17 protein-coding genes are annotated in these 19,132 nt (G+C 73.3%); 3 read left to right on the forward strand and 14 right to left on the reverse strand.

The window, feature by feature from the left end:
• Nucleotides 1–7: 7 nt before the first annotated feature.
• Entirely contained in the window at nucleotides 8–874 is an 867-nt protein-coding gene (locus FXF65_RS26670; protein WP_148352771.1) for a 1,4-dihydroxy-2-naphthoate polyprenyltransferase, read from the forward strand.
• On the opposite strand, the gene FXF65_RS26675 is transcribed toward FXF65_RS26670, so the two are convergent.
• Nucleotides 838–1,872 (reverse strand): hypothetical protein, encoded by a 1,035-nt coding sequence (locus tag FXF65_RS26675; RefSeq protein ID WP_148352772.1) that lies wholly within the window; start codon nucleotides 1,870–1,872, stop codon nucleotides 838–840. The genes FXF65_RS26670 and FXF65_RS26675 overlap by 37 nt on opposite strands.
• Nucleotides 1,873–2,007: 135 nt before the next feature.
• Entirely contained in the window at nucleotides 2,008–2,700 is a 693-nt protein-coding gene (locus FXF65_RS26680) for a uracil-DNA glycosylase (protein ID WP_148352773.1), read from the reverse strand.
• Nucleotides 2,701–2,880: 180 nt separating this feature from the next.
• Between FXF65_RS26680 and modA the strand changes: the two genes are divergently transcribed.
• Nucleotides 2,881–3,669 carry a molybdate ABC transporter substrate-binding protein gene (gene modA, locus FXF65_RS26685; protein WP_148352774.1) on the forward strand — a complete coding sequence of 263 codons (789 nt, stop codon included), beginning with the start codon at nucleotides 2,881–2,883 and terminating at the stop codon, nucleotides 3,667–3,669.
• A 68-nt stretch (nucleotides 3,670–3,737) separates the two neighbouring features.
• Nucleotides 3,738–4,613 carry a sigma-70 family RNA polymerase sigma factor gene (locus tag FXF65_RS26690; protein WP_148352775.1) on the forward strand — a complete coding sequence of 292 codons (876 nt, stop codon included), beginning with the start codon at nucleotides 3,738–3,740 and terminating at the stop codon, nucleotides 4,611–4,613.
• A 28-nt stretch (nucleotides 4,614–4,641) separates the two neighbouring features.
• Here the strand turns inward: FXF65_RS26690 and dapB are convergent, their stop codons facing one another.
• The 12 genes from dapB to infB form a co-directional block, all read right to left on the reverse strand.
• Nucleotides 4,642–5,382: a 4-hydroxy-tetrahydrodipicolinate reductase gene (gene dapB, locus FXF65_RS26695; RefSeq protein WP_148352776.1), complete on the reverse strand. Its 741-nt coding sequence runs from the start codon at nucleotides 5,380–5,382 to the stop codon at nucleotides 4,642–4,644.
• Nucleotides 5,383–5,421: 39 nt separating this feature from the next.
• Nucleotides 5,422–6,045, reverse strand: a complete 624-nt coding sequence (locus tag FXF65_RS26700; RefSeq protein WP_148352777.1) for an FMN-dependent NADH-azoreductase — start codon at nucleotides 6,043–6,045, stop codon at nucleotides 5,422–5,424.
• 86 nt (nucleotides 6,046–6,131) lie between these two features.
• On the reverse strand, nucleotides 6,132–7,451 hold the full coding sequence (locus FXF65_RS26705) for a M16 family metallopeptidase (protein ID WP_148352778.1): 1,320 nt from the start codon (nucleotides 7,449–7,451) through the stop codon (nucleotides 6,132–6,134).
• Nucleotides 7,452–7,532: 81 nt separating this feature from the next.
• A complete protein-coding gene (locus tag FXF65_RS26710) occupies nucleotides 7,533–9,860 on the reverse strand; it encodes a polyribonucleotide nucleotidyltransferase (protein WP_148353000.1) in 2,328 nt (775 codons plus the stop codon).
• Between the two features lie 345 nt (nucleotides 9,861–10,205).
• Complete coding sequence (gene rpsO / locus FXF65_RS26715) at nucleotides 10,206–10,475, reverse strand: 30S ribosomal protein S15 (protein ID WP_067884254.1); 270 nt, start codon at nucleotides 10,473–10,475, stop codon at nucleotides 10,206–10,208.
• Nucleotides 10,476–10,757: 282 nt separating this feature from the next.
• Nucleotides 10,758–11,702: a bifunctional riboflavin kinase/FAD synthetase gene (locus FXF65_RS26720; RefSeq protein WP_148352779.1), complete on the reverse strand. Its 945-nt coding sequence runs from the start codon at nucleotides 11,700–11,702 to the stop codon at nucleotides 10,758–10,760.
• Nucleotides 11,703–11,813: 111 nt separating this feature from the next.
• Nucleotides 11,814–12,479: a PAQR family membrane homeostasis protein TrhA gene (trhA, locus tag FXF65_RS26725; protein WP_148352780.1), complete on the reverse strand. Its 666-nt coding sequence runs from the start codon at nucleotides 12,477–12,479 to the stop codon at nucleotides 11,814–11,816.
• A gap of 128 nt (nucleotides 12,480–12,607) precedes the next feature.
• A complete protein-coding gene (gene truB / locus FXF65_RS26730; RefSeq protein WP_148352781.1) occupies nucleotides 12,608–13,477 on the reverse strand; it encodes a tRNA pseudouridine(55) synthase TruB in 870 nt (289 codons plus the stop codon).
• A gap of 90 nt (nucleotides 13,478–13,567) precedes the next feature.
• Nucleotides 13,568–14,773 (reverse strand): DHH family phosphoesterase, encoded by a 1,206-nt coding sequence (locus FXF65_RS26735; RefSeq protein WP_342787538.1) that lies wholly within the window; start codon nucleotides 14,771–14,773, stop codon nucleotides 13,568–13,570.
• Nucleotides 14,770–15,297, reverse strand: coding sequence for a 30S ribosome-binding factor RbfA (gene rbfA / locus FXF65_RS26740; protein ID WP_148352782.1), 528 nt, complete (start codon nucleotides 15,295–15,297; stop codon nucleotides 14,770–14,772). The genes FXF65_RS26735 and rbfA overlap by 4 nt, the downstream gene beginning before the upstream one ends.
• Before the next feature lie 83 nt (nucleotides 15,298–15,380).
• On the reverse strand, nucleotides 15,381–15,692 hold the full coding sequence (locus FXF65_RS26745) for a DUF503 domain-containing protein (RefSeq protein WP_246199121.1): 312 nt from the start codon (nucleotides 15,690–15,692) through the stop codon (nucleotides 15,381–15,383).
• Nucleotides 15,693–15,967: 275 nt separating this feature from the next.
• Nucleotides 15,968–19,051, reverse strand: coding sequence for a translation initiation factor IF-2 (gene infB / locus FXF65_RS26750; protein WP_148352783.1), 3,084 nt, complete (start codon nucleotides 19,049–19,051; stop codon nucleotides 15,968–15,970).
• Nucleotides 19,052–19,132: the final 81 nt, after the last annotated feature.

Here is a 19,132-nt window from a genome sequence, read left to right on the forward strand (position 1 = left end):
GGTAACTGTGGCCACGCTGTCCCAATGGGTCGCCGGATCCCGGCCCCGCACCCTGCCCACGTCCCTCGTCCCCGTCGTCGTCGGAACCGGCGTCGCCGCGGGCGAGGGCGGCGCCGTCTGGTGGCGCGCCCTGCTCGCCGCGGCCGTGGCGCTCGTCCTGCAGATCGGGGTGAACTTCTCCAACGACTACAGCGACGGCGTCCGCGGCACCGACGAGGAGCGCGTCGGACCGCTGCGGCTCGTCGGGTCGAAGGCCGCGCCGCCGCGCCAGGTGCTCGCCGCCGCGCTCGGCTGCTTCCTCGCCGCCGCCGTCGCCGGGCTCGTCCTCGCCGCCGTGACGACCTGGTGGCTGCTGCTCGTCGGCGCGTTCGCGATCCTCGCCGCCTGGTTCTACACGGGCGGGAAGACGCCGTACGGGTACCGGGCGCTCGGCGAGGTGTCGGTGTTCGTGTTCTTCGGCCTGGTCGCCGTCGTCGGGACGGTCTACGTGCAGGTCGAGGGCCTGCCGTGGGAGGCGTGGGCGGCGGCCGTCCCGATCGGGATGCTGGCCTGCGGGCTGCTCGTCGCGAACAACCTGCGCGACATCCCCACCGACCGGGAGGCGAACAAGCGGACGCTCGCCGTCGTCCTCGGCGACCGCTGGACCCGCATCCTGTACGCGGCATGCACCGCGCTGCCGTTCATGGTCGTGCTGGTGCTGGCGGCACCGCACCCGTGGGCGCTGATCGCGCTGCTCGCCGCGCCGCTGTCGCTGCCGCCGACGCAGAAGGTGCTGAACGGCGCGGCTGGCCCCGCCCTGATCCCCGTGCTGGGCGAGACCGGCCGGCTCCAGATCGCCTACGGCGTGCTGCTCGCCGTCGGACTGGCGATCTGAACGTCCCGCTCGGCGAGTTCCGCGAGCAGGACGGCCCCCGTCACGCCCATCAGCAGCCCGGCCAGGAGCCCGCACAGCAGCGTCATGTTGACCGCCGCCGTCGAGTGCGAGCCGAGGTGGCCCGGCTGGGCGATCGTCACGATGAGCAGGTAGAGCGACCAGGAGAACGTGGCGGCCGCGCCGACCCACGCCCCCGCCAGCGGGACGGCGAACCGGCGCGGTCGGCGCGCCCGGCCGACGCTCGCCAGCAGCGCCGCGGCGGCGGCGAGGGCCAGGAGGCCCATCACGCCGTCGACGGTCTGCCTGGCCGGGCCCCGGCTCAGGTACTCCTCCGCGATGAGACCGGCCGTCCCGCCGAACGCCCAGAAGAGGTGCACGGCCGCGAACAGGGCGGCGAACACGGCCGCCGTCCGGGCCAGGAGAACCTGGAGCTGATGTGTCGCGCCCCTGGGGATGTCCTCGGTGCGGACGGTGAACACGTGCGTCCACCTGTCGCGGGCGTACAGGACGAACGCCGCGACCAACCCGATCCCCTGCAGAGTGAAGCCGGTGTACACGACGCCGTACACCCACCCCTGGAGCTCGCCGCCGGGATCGACCACCGGCTGCGAGGAGAACAGCACCTGCAGCACGGTGCCGAGCGGCACGGCCAGCGCGATCGGCGCGAGCAGCCCGGCGGCGATCCACATCGGCGTCAGCACCAGCCACGCCGGGACGCGCCGCCCCCACGGGAACGTGAACGCGAGCGCGACCAGCACGGCCGTCGCGTCCATGGCCATGCTGATCGCGTTGCCCACGTAGAGGGCCGAATCCTGGGCGGCGTCGGCGTCGTTCCACCCGACCGTGCTGCCGGACAGCCACGCGGTCTTGATGGCCAGGTACGGGACGCACGCCGCGACGGTCGCCGCGCACACGGCCAGCCGGAGACGTCCGGGAGAGCCTGGCGCGGCGGGCGCGGCGGGCGTCCGCCGGAGGGGCGACGAAGCTGAAACGGTCATGCCCCGACGATGGCCCAGACCCGGCGGGCGGCTCTTCCCGCCGGGTGGGGAAACCGGCGCGGCCCCTCCCCCGCGCGGGCTACGCCGTCAGTCCGCCCCCGGCGTAAGCCGTCAGTCCGTGCGCGGCGTAAGCCGTCAGTCCGTGCGCGCCGCCGCGCCCCAGTCGATCTCCGGGAGCCCGGCGTCGACGAGGGCCTTGTTCACGGCGCTGAACGGGCGCGTCCCGAAGAACTTCTTGGCGCTGAGCGGGCTCGGATGCGCCGACTCGATCACGGTGTGCTGCGGGCCCGTGATCAGCCGGGCCTTCTTGCGGGCGTACGCGCCCCACAGCACGAACACCACCCGCTCGGCCTTGTCGTTCAGCGCGCGGATCGCGGCGTCGGTGAAGTCCTCCCAGCCCTTGCCCGCGTGCGAGCCCGCCTCGCCCGCGCGGACGGTCAGCACCGCGTTCAGCAGCAGGACGCCCTGGTCGGCCCAGCGGGTCAGGTCGCCGGACTTCGCGGCCGGGACCTCCAGGTCGGTCGCGAGCTCCTTGTAGATGTTGCGCAGCGACGGCGGCAGGCGCACGCCGTCCCGGACGCTGAAGCTGAGCCCGTGCGCCTGCCCCGGCCCGTGGTACGGGTCCTGGCCGAGGACGAGGACGCGGGCCCGGTCGTACGGGCAGTGCCGGAACGCGCTGAACAGGTCGTCCCGCGGCGGGTAGACGGTCTGCTCCGCGTACTCCCCTTCGACGAACGCGGCCAGCGCGGCCGTGCTCAGCGGGTCGAGCAGGGGGTCGAGCCGCTCCCGCCAGTCGGCGGGCAGCAGTTCCATCAGGTCGAGCGACATCGTCGGGCCTCCGGGACGGGATCTCCACTTGCCGAAAACCCTAGCCGCGCCCACTGACCATTTTCGGTGCTGCGGCGGACCCGGGCGAAACGGCCTTCCCGCAGGGGCTGCGGACCGGTCGGCTGACACACCGGCCGGAATCCCGGGAGCGGACCGGCCCCGACTCTAGGATGACGTCATATGCCCGATTCCCCCCGACGGCAGCGGCTGCGGGCCTCCGTGCCGCTCGCCGCGCTGGCCCTGCCGCTGCTCGGCGTGGGCTGCGGCGGGACGTCCGGGCCGGTGACGCTCACCGTCCTCGCGAACTCGTCGCTGACCGAGGTGTTCGGCGAGATCGGGACGGCCTACGCGCAGGAGCGCCCCGGCGTCCGGCTGCGGTTCGAGTTCGGCGCGGCGCCCGAGCTGGCGAACCGGCTGTCCCGCCACGAACCCGGCGACGTCCTCGTGACGACGGACCTCGCGAGCCTGGACGAGGAGAGCCGCTACCTCGGCCCGCAGCGGCGGATCGTCGCGCTCAGCTCGATGACCATCGCCGTCGCGCCCGGCGACCCGCTCGGCATCCGCGACCTGCGCGACCTGACCCGGCCCGGCCTGCGGGTGGCGGTCGGCGCGGAGTCGGTCCCGGTGGGCCGCTACACGCGGCAGGTGTTCGCGCAGGCGGGCGTGGCCGTCCGGTGGAGCTCGCAGGAGATCAGCGCGCGGGCCGTCCTGGACCGGGTGCGCTCCGGCGAGGCGGACGCGGGCCTCGTCTACGTCACCGACCTCGCCTCGGCGGGCGTGGCGGCGAGCAGCGTCCCGATCCCGGCGCGGCTGAACGTCACCGCCGCCTTCCCCGCCACGTCGATCAAGGACGGCGACCACGCGGCGGAGACGGACGAGTTCCTGTCCTGGCTGGTCACACCGGACGCGCGGAAGCTGTTCAACAAGTACGGCTTCGCCACCCCGGCCGCCCGGTCCGCGGGCGGCTGACCGGCGGATGTCACATCGGCCCCCGCCGCTCCGTCAAGGCTGAAGACGGAGCGGACGAGGGGGACCCGATGGACGAGCGCGACTACCTGGCCGACCGGTTCGAGCGGCACCGCGGCCACCTGCGGGCCGTGGCGTACCGGATGCTCGGCTCGCTCGCCGAGGCCGACGACGCCGTCCAGGAGGCGTGGCTGCGGCTCGCCAAGTCCGACCCGTCCGGCATCGACAACCTCGGCGGCTGGCTGACCACCGTCGTCGGGCGCGTCTGCCTGGACATGCTGCGCTCGCGCACGTCCCGCCGCGAGGACCCCCTCGACGAGCCGCTGCCGGACCCGATCCTCGACCCCGCGTCCGGCGTCGACCCCGAGCACGAGGCGCTCATGGCCGACTCGGTCGGCCTCGCGCTGCAGGTGGTGCTCCAGTCGCTCAGCCCCGCCGAGCGGCTCGCGTTCGTCCTGCACGACACGTTCGCCGTCCCGTTCGACGACATCGCCGCGATCATCGGGCGCTCCCCCGCCGCCGCCCGGCAGCTCGCGAGCCGCGCCCGCCGCCGGGTGCGCGGCGCGGCGCCCGTCCCGGAGCCGGACCCGGTGCGCCAGCGCGAGGTCGTGGACGCCTTCCTCGCCGCGGCCCGGGGCGGCGACTTCGACGCGCTCGTCGCCGTCCTCGCCCCGGACGTGGTGCTCCGCGCCGACCCCGGCCCCGCCGTCGGACGCATCGAGCTCCGCGGCGCGAAGGCCGTCGCCGGGCAGGCCCTCCTCTTCCGCAGCGCGGGCGGCGACGCGCGCCCGGCCCTGGTCAACGGCGCCGCCGGCGTGGTCGGCATCGTGAACGGCCGCGCCAGGTCGGTGCTGTCCTTCACGGTGGTGAACGGCCGCGTCGCCGCCGTCGACATCCTCGCCGACCCCGACCGCCTGGCCGCCCTGGACCTCACGGTCCTCGACTAGGCGTCCGGTGCCGCGGGCCGCGGGGCGGTCACAGGCCGAGGAGGGTCTCGATGCCGATCGTCAGGCGGTCGAGCTCGGGGATCCGGCGGACGGCGAGGAGGACGCCCGGCATGAAGGACGTGCGGTCCATCGAGTCGTGCCGGACGGTGAGCAGCTCGCCGTGCCCGCCGAGGACGACCTCCTGGTGCGCGACGGCGCCGGACATGCGGACGGCGTGCACGCGGACGCCGTCCACGTCTGCGCCGCGGGCGCCGTCGAGCCCGGACGTCGTGGCGTCCGGGGACGGCGCGCGGCCCGCCTCGGCGCGGGCCGCGGCGACCAGCTCGGCGGTGCGGCGGGCGGTGCCGGACGGCGCGTCGGCCTTCTTCGGGTGGTGCGTCTCGACGATCTCGACGGAGTCGAAGAACGGCGCGGCCTTCTGCGCGAAGTGCATCATGAGCACCGCGCCGATGCCGAAGTTCGGCGCGATGATCACGTTGCCGGACGCGCCGTCCGCCGCGAGCCAGGACCGGACGGAGTCGAGCCGGGGCGCGTCGAACCCGGTGGTGCCGACGACGACGTGCAGGCCGTGCCCGACGCACCATTCGAGGTTGCCCATGACGGCGTCCGGGTGGGTGAAGTCGACGACGACCTCGGCCCCGGTGAGCGGGTCGCGGGCGTCGTCCTGGTCGACGGCGGCGACCAGTTCCATGTCGTCCGCGTCCCGCACGGCACGGCAGACCTCGGCGCCCATCCGGCCCCGCGCGCCCAGCACCCCGACCTTGATCACGTGTTCCTCCCCTACGGCGTTCCGCCGCAGAGCCTATCGTCAGAAGCGCTTGCCCAGCTCCCGCGCCGCGGCGTGCGCGGCGCGGCGGCCCGACTCGGCGTCGGCGGTGGCGAGGTTCGGGCGGAACTCGACGGCCTCGATGTCGGTGATCCCCGTCCAGCGCAGCCAGCCTTCGAGGAACGGCCGCTGGGTGTCGGTCCCGAACGCGGGCGGACGCCCGTCGCCGTACACGGCGCTGGTGTAGACGACGGCGACCTTCTTGCCGCTCAGCAGGCCGGTGTAGCCCGCGTCCGGGTCGAAGGAGAACACCCAGCCGGGCTGTGACACGACGTCGATGAACTGCTTCAGGATGTACGGGACGCTGGAGTTCCACATCGGGACGCTGAACAGGTACCGGTCGTAGGAGTCATAGCGCTCGAACACGCGGCGCGCGGCCTGGTAGGCGGTGGCCTGGTCGCCGGTAGGCGTCCCGCCCGCCAGCACGGTCATCTTGGCGGCGGCCGCGGCCGGGCCGAACTCGGGGAGCGTGCCGTCCCACAGGTCGTGGTGGTCGACCACGTCCCCGTGGGTCTCCCGGTAGGAGTCGAGGAAGGTCTCCGCGATCGCCAGGGACTCGGACGCGGCGCCCCGGGGCGAGGCGGAGATGTGCAGCAGACGGGACATGAGGAGTCCTCCCAAAGAAATACGGACCAGGGTCCGGTTACTCCCCGAGAGAGTAACGGACCCTGGTCCGCTTATCAAGTCCGCCGCTAGGCCGCGAAGTCGCGGTCCCCCACCGGGCCGATCACCGTCAGCGCCTGCGGGGCGGTCAGCACCTCGCGGGCGATCGCGCGCACGTCGTCGAGCGTGACGGCCTCGATGCGGGCGAGCACCTCGTCCACCGGCAGCAGCGACTCGTACACCAGCTCGCTCTTGCCGATGCGGCTCATCCGGGACCCGGTGTCCTCCAGGCCGAGGACCATGGCGCCGCGGAGCTGCCCCTTCCCGCGCTCCAGTTCCTCGTCGGTGAGGCTCTCGGCGGCGGCCTTGCCGAGCTCGTCCCGGCAGATCGACAGCACCTCCTCCGCCTTGGCGGGCTGGCAGCCCGCGTAGACGCCGAAGACGCCGGAGTCGGCGTACTGCGCGGTGTAGCTGTACACCGAGTACGCGAGGCCCCGCTTCTCCCGGATCTCCTGGAACAGGCGGGACGACATCCCGCCGCCGAGCGCCGCGTTCAGCACGCCGAGCGCGAACCGCCGGTCGTCGGTGCGGGACACCCCCGCGCCGCCGAGGATGATGTGCGCCTGCTCGGTGTCCTTGTCGATCACCACGTTGCGCGGGTCGACCGGCGCGGCCGCGCCGTCCAGCCGGGGCGCGGCGGGCTCGGCGTCGCCGGTCAGGTACTCGGCGAACGCGCCGGACACGAGCCGCACGACCTCGTCGTGGTCGATGTTGCCCGCCACCGACACCACCAGGTTGGACGGGACGTAGTGCTCCCGGTAGTACCCGTGGATGCGGTCCCGCGAGAGCGCGTTGATCGACTCCTCGGTGCCGAGGATCGGGCGCCCGAGCGGGGTGTCGCCGTACAGCGCGGTCGCGAACTCGTCGTGGATCAGGTCGCCCGGGTCGTCGTCGCGCATGTGGATCTCTTCGAGGATCACGCCGCGCTCGGCCTCGACGTCCTCCGGGCGGTTCACCGACCCGGCGACCATGTCGGACACCACGTCCACCGCGAGCGGCAGGTCGGAGTCGAGCACCCGCGCGTAGTAGCAGGTGTACTCCTTCGCCGTGAAGGCGTTGAGGTCGCCGCCGACCGCGTCGACCGCCGCGGAGATCTCCAGCGCCGTCCGCCGGGCGGTGCCCTTGAACAGCACGTGCTCCAGGTAGTGGCTGGCGCCCGCGTCGGCGGGCGCCTCGTCCCGGGAGCCGACCGCAGACCAGATGCCGAACGCGGCGGACCGCACCGTCGGCATGGTCTCGGTGATGATCCGCAGCCCGCCGGGCAGGACGGTGCGCCGCACCGCGCCGGCGCCCTCCGTGTGGATCGTGGTGGTGGTGCCGGGCTCCTGCGCCCTCGCCGGCAGGGTCACGTGTCGCTCACATTCCGTCGTTGGAAAGCGCCGACCGACCGTCCCCGCGCGGGGGACGGCCGGCCGGTCATCGCCGAGGGGTCAGGAGTTGCGGGACTCGTCGTCCCCGCCGCGCCGGGTGCGGCGGCGGCGCGGCCGCCGCTCGCCGTCGTCGCGGCCCTCCTTGCGCTCGCCGGACTCGCCGTCGTCGGACGCGCCGCCCGCCGGGGCCCCGCCGTCGCCGGCGTCGCCCGCGGACTCGCGCTCGACGACCTCGACCGGGACCAGCGACAGCTTGCCGCGCTGGTCGATCTCGGTGACCTCGACCTGGATCTTCTCGCCGACGCTCATCACGTCCTCGACGTTCTCGATCCGGGCGCCGCCGTGCAGCTTGCGGATCTGCGAGACGTGCAGCAGGCCGTCCTTGCCGGGCAGCAGCGACACGAACGCGCCGAACGTCGTCGTCTTCACGACGGTGCCGAGGTAGCGCTCGCCGATCTCCGGCATGTGCGGGTTCGCGATCGAGTTGATCGCCTGCCGCGCGGCCTCCGCGGACGGCCCGTCGGTGGCGCCGACGTAGATGGTGCCGTCGTCCTCGATCGTGATGTCGGCGCCGGTGTCGTCCTGGATCGAGTTGATCATCTTGCCCTTGGGGCCGATGACCTCGCCGATCTTGTCGACCGGGACCTTGATCGTGATGATCCGCGGCGCGTTCGGGCTCATCTCGGCCGGGGCCTCGATCGCCTCCTGCATCACGTCGAGGATCGCGAGCCGGGCGCCCTTCGCCTGCCGCAGCGCGGCGGCCAGCACCGACGCGGGGATGCCGTCGAGCTTGGTGTCGAGCTGCAGCGCGGTGATGAGGTCGCGGGTGCCGGCGACCTTGAAGTCCATGTCGCCGAAGGCGTCCTCGGCGCCGAGGATGTCGGTCAGCGTGACGTACTCGTCGCCCTCGTTGATCAGGCCCATCGCGATGCCCGCCACCATCTGCTTGAGCGGCACGCCCGCGTCCAGCAGCGACATGGTGGACGCGCACACCGAGCCCATCGAGGTGGACCCGTTCGATCCGAGCGCCTCCGACACCTGGCGGATCGCGTACGGGAACTCCTCGCGGCTCGGCAGCACCGGGATCAGCGCCCGCTCGGCGAGCGCGCCGTGCCCGATCTCGCGGCGCTTCGGCGACCCGACCCGGCCCGTCTCGCCGGTGGAGTACGGCGGGAAGTTGTAGTTGTGCATGTAGCGCTTGGTGCGCTCCGGGTTGAGCGTGTCGATCATCTGCTCCATGCGGAGCATGTTCAGCGTCGTCACGCCGAGGATCTGCGTCTCGCCGCGCTCGAACAGCGCCGACCCGTGCACCCGCGGAATGACGTGCGCCTCCGCGGTGAGCTGGCGGATGTCCTTCGGGCCGCGGCCGTCCATGCGGACCGAGTCGCGGATGATCCGCTCCCGGACGAGCTTCTTGGTCACGGCGCGGTAGGCGGCGGAGATCTCCTTCTCGCGCCCCTCGAACTGCTCGGCGAGCTTCTCCGCGACGCCGGCCTTCAGCTCGTCCAGCCGGGACTCGCGCTCCTGCTTGCCGGCGATCGTGAGGGCCTGCGCGAGGTCCTCGCTGACCGACTCGGTGACGGCGGCGAGCACGTCGTCCTGGTAGTCGAGGAAGATCGGGTACTCGGCGGTCTCCTTCGCGGCGACGGCCGCGAGGTCGCTCTGCGCCTTGCACAGCGCCTTGATGAACGGCTTGGCCGCCTCCAGGCCCTGCGCGACGGTCTCCTCGGTCGGCGCGGCGGCGCCGTCGCCGACGAGCTTCAGGGTGTCGCGGGTGGACTCCGCCTCGACCATCATGATCGCGACGTCGCCGTCCTCCAGGACGCGCCCGGCGACGACCATGTCGAAGGTCGCGTTCTCCAGCTCGGGGTGGGTCGGGAACCCGATCCACTGGCCCTCGATCAGCGCGACGCGGACGCCGCCGATCGGGCCGGAGAACGGCAGGCCCGCGAGCTGCGTCGACATCGAGGCCGCGTTGATCGCGACGACGTCGTACAGGTGGTCGGGGTGCAGCGCCATGATCGTCTCGACGACCTGGATCTCGTTGCGCAGCCCCTTGGTGAACGACGGGCGCAGCGGCCGGTCGATCAGGCGGCAGGTGAGGATCGCGTCCTCGGACGGCCGGCCCTCGCGCCGGAAGAACGAGCCGGGGATGCGCCCGGCCGCGTACATGCGCTCCTCGACGTCGACGGTCAGCGGGAAGAAGTCGAGGTTGTCCTTCGGCTTCTTCGACGCGGTCGTCGCCGAGAGCACCATCGTGTCGTCGTCGAGGTAGGCGACGGCCGAGCCGGCCGCCTGGCGGGCCAGCCGGCCCGTCTCGAAACGGATGGTGCGGGTGCCGAACGTGCCGTTGTCGATCACGGCCTCGGTGCTGTGCGCGCCGTCGATGCGAACGGCTTCTGTCACGGGAAACCTCCTCAGGGTTCCATGTCGGTCCTCGCGGCCGTTTCCCGTGGTTTGTCACGCTGCCGGTCTTCGATCGAAGCGCCCGGATCGAGATCCGGAAGCCACTACCGAGGACCGGCCCGCACCAGCGGTGTCCGCGAGGCTTGTCTCCAGTTTTACTGGCCCTCCCGCGCCCCTCGTACGGGGCCCCGGGCGGCCGGGCGCGCCGGAAGGCCGAACGGTGTCGGCCGGGCCTCCGGCGCGCCGGTCGGGGCGCGCCGTGCTCCGGCGCCTCCCCGTCCGGCCAAAAAGGAAGGGAGTGGCCCCGGGGGCCACTCCCGCACCTTGCTAGCGGCGCAGTCCGAGTCGCTCGATGAGCTGCCGATAGCGGTTGATGTCCTTGTTGGACAGGTACTTCAGGAGCCGGCGACGACGGCCGACCAGCAGCAGGAGGCCGCGGCGGCTGTGGTGGTCGTGCTTGTGCTCCTTGAGGTGCTCCGTCAGATCGTTGATCCGACGCGTGAGCAGCGCGACCTGGACCTCCGGGGAACCGGTGTCACCCTCAGTGGTCGCGTACTCGGAGATGATCTTGTTTTTGGTGGCGGTGTCGAGCGACACGTGGCTCCTTCGATGGATCGACACCCGCAGATCCGGGGCCCGGTGGGCGCACGGGTCCGCATGGTGCGTAATTAAGAGATTGGCGGGCCGCATGAGGGTGCAGCCAGCCGCGCCGGGGCCCTTCCCGGCGACTATTCACCGTACCATGCCGGAAAGCCCCCCGGTCACGTTGCGGAAAGCGGTGTTGTCGCAGGGTATGCGCCGCTCGCGGAGGCAGCCGCCGCCAGGCGGCGTGGCAGCCGCCGCCGAGGCGCGTGGCGGCCGCCGCCGGTCGCGCGCGGGTCACGGGGAGGTGATCTCCCGGGCGCGGTCGACGTCCCGGTGCATCTCCTCGATCAGCGCCTCGACCGACTCGAACTTGAGCGTGTCCCGGATGCGGGCGACGAAGTCGACGGCCATGTGCTCGCCGTAGAGGTCGAGGTCGTCGCGGTCCAGCGCGTACGCCTCGACGGTCCGCTCCCCGGCGCCCTCGAACGTCGGATTCGTGCCGATGGAGATCGCGGCGGGCCAGCGGAAGCCCGGGTAGCGGTCGGAGTCGCAGACGAGCCAGCCCGCGTACACGCCGTCCGCGGGGATCGCGGTGTGCGGCTGCGTCTCCAGGTTCGCGGTGGGGAACCCGAGCGCGCGGCCCCGCTGGTGCCCGCGCACGACGACGCCCTCGACCCGGTGCGGCCGGCCGAGCGCCCGCGCCGCCTCCGCCACCTCGCCCGCGTCGAGCCGCCCGCGGACGTAGGTGGACGTGATCGTGTCGCCGTTCGCCACGAGCGGCATCCCCTCGGCGGTGAAGTCGTACTTCTCACCGAGGTCGCGCAGCAGCGCCACGTCGCCCTTGGCCTTGTGCCCGAACCGGAAGTCCTCGCCGACGATCACGTGCGCCGCGTGCAGCCGGTCGGCCAGCACCGACTGGACGAACTCGTCCGGCGCCATCTTCGACAGCTCCAGCGTGAACGGCACGACCACGACGGCGTCGGTGCCGAGCCCTTCGAGCAGCTCGACGCGCCGCCGGGTGCTGGCGAGCAGCGGCGGGTGGGTGCCCGGCCGGACGACCTCGTCCGGGTGCGGGTCGAAGGTGATCACCACGGACCGCAGCCCGCGGCGGCGCGCCTCGTCCGCGGCGGCGCCGACGATCCGCTGATGGCCGCGGTGAACGCCGTCGAACACCCCGATGGTGACCACCGAGCGGCCCCAGTCAGCGGGGACCTCGCCGAGGCCATTCCAGCGCCGCACCATGCTCTCCCTGCGTAGGACGTGCCTGCCCGGACTTTCCTGCCGTCCCTAAGAGTGCCATGCGCGGGCGGACGGGGTGGAACCCGGGTTCAGGCGGAACGGAGGCGGGGCTCAGGCGGAACGGTAGACGACCAGCGAGACGGCGATGTACTGCAGGACGTACGCGGCGAGCGTGCAGGCGTGGAAGACCTCGTGGAACCCGAACCAGCGCGGCGACGGGTTCGGGCGCCGCAGCCCGTACACCACTCCCCCGACGCTGTAGCAGACGCCGCCGAGGGCGACCATGAGGCAGGCCGGGAGCCCCGCTCCGGACACGAACTGCGGCAGGAAGAACACCGCCACCCAGCCGAGGACGATGTAGAGGGTGACGTAGAGGGCGCGCGGGGCGCCGATCCAGGTCGTCCGGAAGACGACGCCCGCGATGGCGCCCGTCCAGACGATGGCGAGGACGGCGACGCGGACGCCGCCGTCCAGCGCGAGGACGGCGAACGGCGTGTACGTCCCCGCGATGATCAGGTAGATGTTGGCGTGGTCGAACCGGCGCAGCACCTCCAGCAGCCGCAGCGAGGTCTGCCGGTGGTACGTCCCCGAGATGCCGAACAGCATCGCGGACGTCGCCACGTAGATCGCGGACGCGAGCCGCGCCTGCGTCGACGGGCCGAGCGCGACCAGCACGAGCCCGGCGACCAGCACCGCGGGGAACGCCCCGACGTGCAGCCAGCCGCGCAGCATCGGGCGGGTCGGGGACGCCGCCTGGGTCTCGTCCACCGAGATCATGGGCACCTCCTCGGGCAAGTAACCTACGGAATCGTAGGTTACGCGACCGTAGGTTGAGAGCGCACCGGTTTCCCCGGTGATGATCGCCACGTGCCGGGCGTCCCGTCCACCCCTGTCCTTCCCCGGAGTCAGGGGACGAAGACCGCCAGCGGCTTGGCGACCTCGCCCTGCTCCTCGACGAGCGCGAGCAGCGAGCCGTCCGGCGCGAAGACCCCGACGGGACCGGGGCCGAGGCCCGCCGCCGGGAGCCGTCCGCCGTGCGCGACCTTGCGGGCGTCGTCGTCGGACACGTCCCGGCGCGGGAACACGGCGGCCACCGCGTCCTCCATCGGGATGATCTCCAGGTTCTCGGCGAGACGGTCGAGCGTCCGCGCCATGGACAGGTCGTACGGGCCGACGCGGGTGCGGCGCAGCGCGGTGAGGTGCCCGCCGCAGCCGAGCGACGCGCCGAGGTCGCGGGCCAGCGCGCGGATGTAGGTGCCGGACGAGCAGACGACGGTCGCGTCCACGTCGATCAGCTCGCCGTGCCGCCGGACGCCCGTGACCGTGAAGCCGTGCACGGTGACCGGGCGGGCGGCGAGATCGACCTCCTCGCCCTTGCGCGCCATCTTGTAGGCCCGCTCCCCGTTCACCTTGATCGCGCTGACCTGCGGCGGGACCTGCCGGATCGGCCCGGTCAGGGCGGCGATCCCGGCGCGCAGCTCCACGTCGGCGACGGAGTCGGCGGGCGAGGTCGCCGTGATCTCACCCTCGGCGTCGTCGGTGTTGGTCGACTCGCCCAGCCGGATCGTGCCGTCGTACGCCTTCTCCGTCAGCGCCAGGTGCCCGAGGAGGCGCGTCGCCTTCCCGATGCCGAGGACGAGGACGCCCGTCGCCATCGGGTCCAGGGTGCCCGCGTGCCCGACCCGCCGGGTCTTCGCGAGCTTCCGCATCCGGCCGACGACGTCGTGGGACGTCCAGCCCGCCGGCTTGTCCACGATGACAAGCCCCGATTCCATGGCTCTCGCTTCACCTCGACCTCGGCGGACAACGGAAGACGCCGATTCTAACGGCCCTCGGGCCCCGCCCCGTGCCGTCAGCCAGTGCCGTCAGTCCGCGGCGGGGAGCAGGGCGCGGAGGCGGTCGAGCGCGTCGTCCACGGTGCCGGACCAGAGGAAGCCCGCCATCTCGCGGTGGCCGCCGCCGTTCAGCGCCGCGCACACCACGCTCAGGTCGATGTTGCCCTTGGACCGGACGGAGAAGTACCAGCGCCCGTCGTCGGTCTCCTTGCAGACGACCGCGACCTCGGCCTCGTCCGTCCGGCGGAGCTGGTCGATGATCCCTTCGAGCTGGTCGTAGGGGACGGAGCGGCGGTCGGAGCGGGCGATCGTCGTCCAGACGAGGCCGCGGCCGCCCGCGGCGTCGCGCTCCAGCCGGGCCCGCGACAGCGCGCCCGCGAGGACCTGGAGGTAGCCGAACGGCGCCCGGTCCCACAGCTCGCGGCTGACGGCCTCCGGCCGGACGCCCGCGGTGAGCAGCCGTCCCGCCAGGTCGTGGACCTTCGGGGTCGTGCACGGGTACTTGAACGAACCGGTGTCGCTGGCGAGGCCCGCGTACAGGCCCTGCGCGATGTCCTGGTCGAGCGGGACGCCGAGCCTGCGGATCAGCTCCTCGACGAGCACCGCCGTCGCGGCCGCGTCCGGGTCGACGAGCCGCACGCCGCCGAACCCGATGTTGGACGCGTGGTGGTCGACCACGATCAGCGAACCGGCCCGGTCGGCCGCGTCGGCGAGCGCGCCGAGGCGGGCCCGCCCGGCCGCGTCCAGGGAGATCATCAGCTCCGGCGCGGGCGGCATCGCGGCGGGCTCGACCAGCAACTCCTGGCCGGGCAGGAACCGGAGGATGGCCGGGACGGCGAACGGCTCGCCGAAAGAGGCGAAACATCGTTTGCCCAGCGAGCGGAGCGCCTGCGCGAGCGCCAGCATCGAGCCGAGCGCGTCGCCGTCCGGGGCGACGTGGCAGGCGAGGGACACCTCCCCGGCCGCGTGGATCAGCTCGACGGCGCGCTCCCACTCCAGCTCCGCGGCCGGCGCCTGCGCCGGTCCGGCGGGGCCGGGCGACGCGGGGAGGGCGGTCACGGCGGTGGGCGGCGTGGGCGCGGTGGACGCGAAGGCGGGGTCGGTGACGCGGCGGCCCGCGCCGTTGCGCGAGACGACGTCGTGCCCGGCGACGGAATGCCCGCCCGCGTCGTGCGGCGGCCATTCCCCGGAAGTGCCGGGGCCGGGCGCCTCCGCGCGCCCCTCGTCCCCGGTCACGACGGCGGGCGACCCGGACGGCCGTCCGCGCCGTCCGCCGCTCCGGGCGGCCCGGCGGAGCCGTCGTCAGTGTCCTCGGTCGTGTCGGCGTCCTCGCCCTCGTCTTCGTCCGCGACGCGGTAGGGGTTCGGGTCGCCCGCCGGGGACGCGCCCTGCGCGGTCTTCGCCACCTCGGCGTCCTTCGCCCTCGCCTGGGCCAGCAGGTCGTCGATGTGCGCCGCGTTCTCCATCAGGGAGTCCATGACGAACGTGATGCTCGGCGTGTGCCGGACGCCGGTCTTCCTGCCCACCTCCGACCGGATGACGCCCTTGGCGCTCTCCAGCGCGGCGGCCGTCTCGGCGCGCTCGCCGTCCGACCCGTACACCGTGTAGTACACGGTCGCGTCGCGCAGGTCGTTGGTGATGCGGGTGTCCGTCACGGTCACGAAGCCGAGCCGCGGGTCCTTGATCCGCCGCTCCAGCATCTCGGCCACGATCTGCTGGATGCGGTCGGCGAGCTTGCGCGCCCGGGCTGCGTCCACCATGATCGCACTCCCTTTCTGTGGTCTGCGGACCCCTCTATGGTCCAACGACGCCCGTCCGCCTCCCCCACTCCGGGGGGACACACTCACTCGTCGTCGTCGTTGAAAAGCCGCTGCCTCGCGGACAGCAGTTCTATCTCCGGCCTCCCGGCCACGAGCCGTTCGCACCTGTCGAGCACCTGGGTGCAGTTCCCGGCGGTGCCCGAGACCACCGCCACCCCGATCTCCGCCCTGCGGTACAGGTCGTTGTCGCCGGTCTCGGCGACGGCCACCCCCGGGAAGTGCTTCTGCACCTCCGCGATGAGGGGCCGCAGGACGGCCCGCTTCTGCTTCAGCGAGCGGACGTCCCCCAGCAGCAGGTCGAGCGTCAGCGCACCCACGTACACCTGGTCGATCACCTCGGGATCTACAGAAGACTGAACGACGGTGCCTGCCCGCCGTGTTCCCGGACCGCCCCCGGACGGGGACGAGCCGGACATGACAGACGCCAGGCTAGAAGATCCGCCTGGCGTCATGTCACCGGATTAAACGATCACGTCGCGATCGAGTCGCGAAGGCGTCGGACGATCACGTCGGCGCGCCCGCGGGAGCGCCCGGCCGGACGCCGCGCGGCACCGGCCGGACGGGTGTCCGGCCGGTGCCGCGCGGACGTGCGCGGCCTGGTCGCGCGACCTCAGTCGCGCGGCTTCTCCCGCATCTCGAAGCACTCGATGACGTCGCCGAGCTTGATGTCGTTGTAGCCCACGCCGATACCGCACTCGAAGCCCTCGCGGACCTCGGTCGCGTCGTCCTTGAAGCGGCGCAGCGACGACACCGTGAGGTTGTCGGCGACGACGACGCCGTCGCGGACGAGCCGGGCCTTGGCGTTGCGCTGGATGATCCCCGAAGTGACCATCGAGCCCGCGACGCTGCCGATCCGCGGCACCTTGAAGATCTCGCGGATCTCGGCCTGGCCGAGCTGGACCTCCTCGAACTCCGGCTTGAGCATGCCCTTGAGGGCGGCCTCGATCTCCTCGATCGCCTGGTAGATGATCGAGTAGTACCGGATGTCGACGCCCTCGCGGTCGGCCAGCTCCTGCGCGTTCCGCTCGGGACGCACGTTGAAGCCGATGATCACCGCGCCCTCGGACGCCAGCGACAGGTTGACGTCGTCCTGCGTGATCGCGCCGACGCCGCGGCGGATGATCCGCAGGTTGACCTCCTCGCCCACGTCGATCTTGAGCAGGGAGTCCTCCAGCGCCTCCACGGAGCCGGACACGTCGCCCTTGAGGATGAGCAGCAGCTCCTGCCGCTCGCCGCGCTCCAGGTCCTTGAACAGCTCTTCGAGGGAGCTGCTCTTGCGGCTCTTGAGCAGTTCGGCGTTGCGCTTGCGCGCGACCCGCTTGTCGGCGATCTGCCGGGCGATCCGGTCGTCCTCGACGACGAGGAAGTTGTCACCGGCGCCGGGCACGGCCGCGAGGCCGAGCACCTCCACCGGGCGGGACGGACCCGCCTCCGTGATGTTCTCCAGGTTCTCGTCGAGCATCGCGCGGACGCGGCCGTGCGCCACGCCGCAGACGATCGAGTCGCCGACCCGCAGCGTGCCGCGCTGCACCAGCACGGTCGCCACGGCGCCCCGGCCCTTGTCGAGGTGGGCCTCGATCGCGGAGCCCTGGGCGGGCATGTCGGGGTTGGCCTTCAGGTCGAGTTCGGCGTCGGCGGTCAGGACGATCGCCTCCAGCAGCCCGTCGATGTTGATCCGCTCCCTGGCGGACACGTCGACGAACTGCGTCTGACCGCCGAACTCCTCGGCGACCAGGCCGTACTCGGTGAGCTGCGCCCGCACCCGGTTCGGGTCGGCGCCCTCGACGTCGATCTTGTTGACCGCGACGACGATCGGCACCCCGGCCGCGGTGGCGTGGTCGATCGCCTCCGTGGTCTGCGGCTTGACGCCGTCGTCGGCGGCGACCACCAGCACCACCAGGTCGGTGGTGTCGGCGCCGCGGGCGCGCATGGCGGTGAACGCCTCGTGGCCCGGGGTGTCGATGAAGGTGATGGCGCGCTTCTCGCCGTCGACCTCCGTCTCCACCTGGTAGGCGCCGATGTGCTGGGTGATGCCGCCGGCCTCGCCCGCCTGCACGTTGGCGTGGCGGACGGCGTCCAGCAGCTTGGTCTTGCCGTGGTCGACGTGGCCCATGACGGTGACGACCGGCGGACGGGACTGGAGGTGCTCCTCGCCGCCCTCGTCCTCGCCGTACTCGATGTCGAACGACTCGAGGAGGGCGCGGTCCTCGTCCTCGGGGCTGACGACCTGGACGTCGAAGTCCAGTTCGAGCCCGAGCGACATGAGGTCGTCGGGGTCGACGGACTGGGTCGCGGTGACCATCTTGCCGAGGTGCATCATGATCGCGACGAGCGACGCCGGGTTGGCGCCGATCTTCTCGGCGAAGTCGGTCAGGGACGCGCCCTGCGGCAGCCGGATCGTCTTGCCGCCGCCGCGCGGAGCCGAGACGCCGCCGACCGCGGGGGCCTGCATGTTCTCGAACTCCTGACGACGCGCCCGCTTCGACTTGCGACCGCGCGCGGGACGTCCGCCCGGACGGCCGAAGGCGCCCTGTGTGCCGCCGCGTCCGCGACCGCCGCCACCGGGACGGGGCCCGAAGCCCGGACGACCGCCGCCGCCACCGCCGCCGCCCGCGCGGGGCGCGCCGAAGCCGCCGCCGCCACCGGGACGACCGCCGCCACCGGGACCGCGGCCACCGCCGCCGGGACCGCGCCCGCCGCCGCCAGGGCCGCGACCGCCGCCACCGCCGCCGCCCGGACCGCCGCGCCCGGGGGCGCCGGACGGCCGCGAGGACGGCATGTTCATCGGACTCGGACGCGGACCGCCCGGCCGGGGCGGCATGCCGCCCGGGTTCGGACGGGGACCGCCGGCGCCCGGAGCGCCGCCGGGCCGCGGCCCGGGACGGGCGCCGCGCTCGCCTCGGTCGCCGCGCTCGCCGCCGCCGGGACGGTCACCGGCGCCCTGCCGCGGGCCGGGACGCGGACCGGGCTTGGGCGCCTGGCCCATGCCGGTGTTGGTCGAGCTGAACGGGTTGTTGCCGGGACGCGGCCCACCGGGGCCGCGGCCGCCGCGCTCGCCGCCCTGTCGGGGGCCGGGACGCGGACCGGGCTTCGGACTGCGGGGGCCCGGCTTCGGACCGCCGCCACCCGGCGCGCGGGTACCGGCACCGCCGGCGCCGCCCTGACCACCCTGGCCGCCCTGACCGCCGGGAGCGGCCGCGGGCGGGGCGCTCGGCGCCTGCGCCGCGGGCGCGTTCACCGGGGTGCTCGGCGCGGGCGGGACCGGCCGGGGCGGACCCGGTCGCGGGCCGCCGCCCGGAGCGCCCTGGCCGCCGGGGCCGCCCTGGCCGCCGGGGCTCGGCACGCTGGGTGCGGGGCCACCGGGGCCAGCGGGACCCGGCTTCGGCCCGGGCGGACGCGGCGCGGCAGGCCGCGGGGCCTGCTGGCGCGAACCCTGGGAATCGCCGCCGCCGGGCGGACCCGGACGCGGCGCGGCGGGCCGCGGCGCCGAAGGGCGCTTCGGCGCGGCCCGCCTGTCCCCCTGCTTGGAGGAAGAAGAATTTGAGAAGGCTTCTGTCAGCCTGCGGACGACCGGCGCCTCGATCGTGGAGGACGCCGACCTTACGAACTCGCCCATCTCCTGGAGCTTGGCCATGACGACCTTGCTCTCTACACCGAACTCCTTGGCGAGTTCGTACACCCGGACCTTGGCCACTGCACTCCCTAACTCGGTCCGGGGGTGCGGCCTCCGGACCGTCGCTAACTTGCCGTACTCATCGCGGCGTGCTCATCGAGC

This window comes from Actinomadura syzygii (genome assembly GCF_008085905.1).
In the GTDB taxonomy this organism is placed as follows: domain Bacteria; phylum Actinomycetota; class Actinomycetes; order Streptosporangiales; family Streptosporangiaceae; genus Spirillospora; species Spirillospora syzygii.

Bases quoted from the DNA above. Each gene is read 5' to 3' on its own strand.
- trhA (WP_148352780.1), bottom strand. From the start codon at position 12,479: ATGATCTCGGTGGACGAGACCCAGGCGGCGTCCCCGACCCGCCCGATG.
- FXF65_RS26690 (WP_148352775.1), top strand. From the start codon at position 3,738: ATGGACGAGCGCGACTACCTGGCCGACCGGTTCGAGCGGCACCGCGGC.
- rbfA (WP_148352782.1), bottom strand. From the start codon at position 15,297: ATGGTGGACGCAGCCCGGGCGCGCAAGCTCGCCGACCGCATCCAGCAG.
- FXF65_RS26700 (WP_148352777.1), bottom strand. From the start codon at position 6,045: ATGTCCCGTCTGCTGCACATCTCCGCCTCGCCCCGGGGCGCCGCGTCC.
- FXF65_RS26680 (WP_148352773.1), bottom strand. From the start codon at position 2,700: ATGTCGCTCGACCTGATGGAACTGCTGCCCGCCGACTGGCGGGAGCGG.
- truB (WP_148352781.1), bottom strand. From the start codon at position 13,477: ATGGAATCGGGGCTTGTCATCGTGGACAAGCCGGCGGGCTGGACGTCC.
- FXF65_RS26675 (WP_148352772.1), bottom strand. From the start codon at position 1,872: ATGACCGTTTCAGCTTCGTCGCCCCTCCGGCGGACGCCCGCCGCGCCC.
- modA (WP_148352774.1), top strand. From the start codon at position 2,881: ATGCCCGATTCCCCCCGACGGCAGCGGCTGCGGGCCTCCGTGCCGCTC.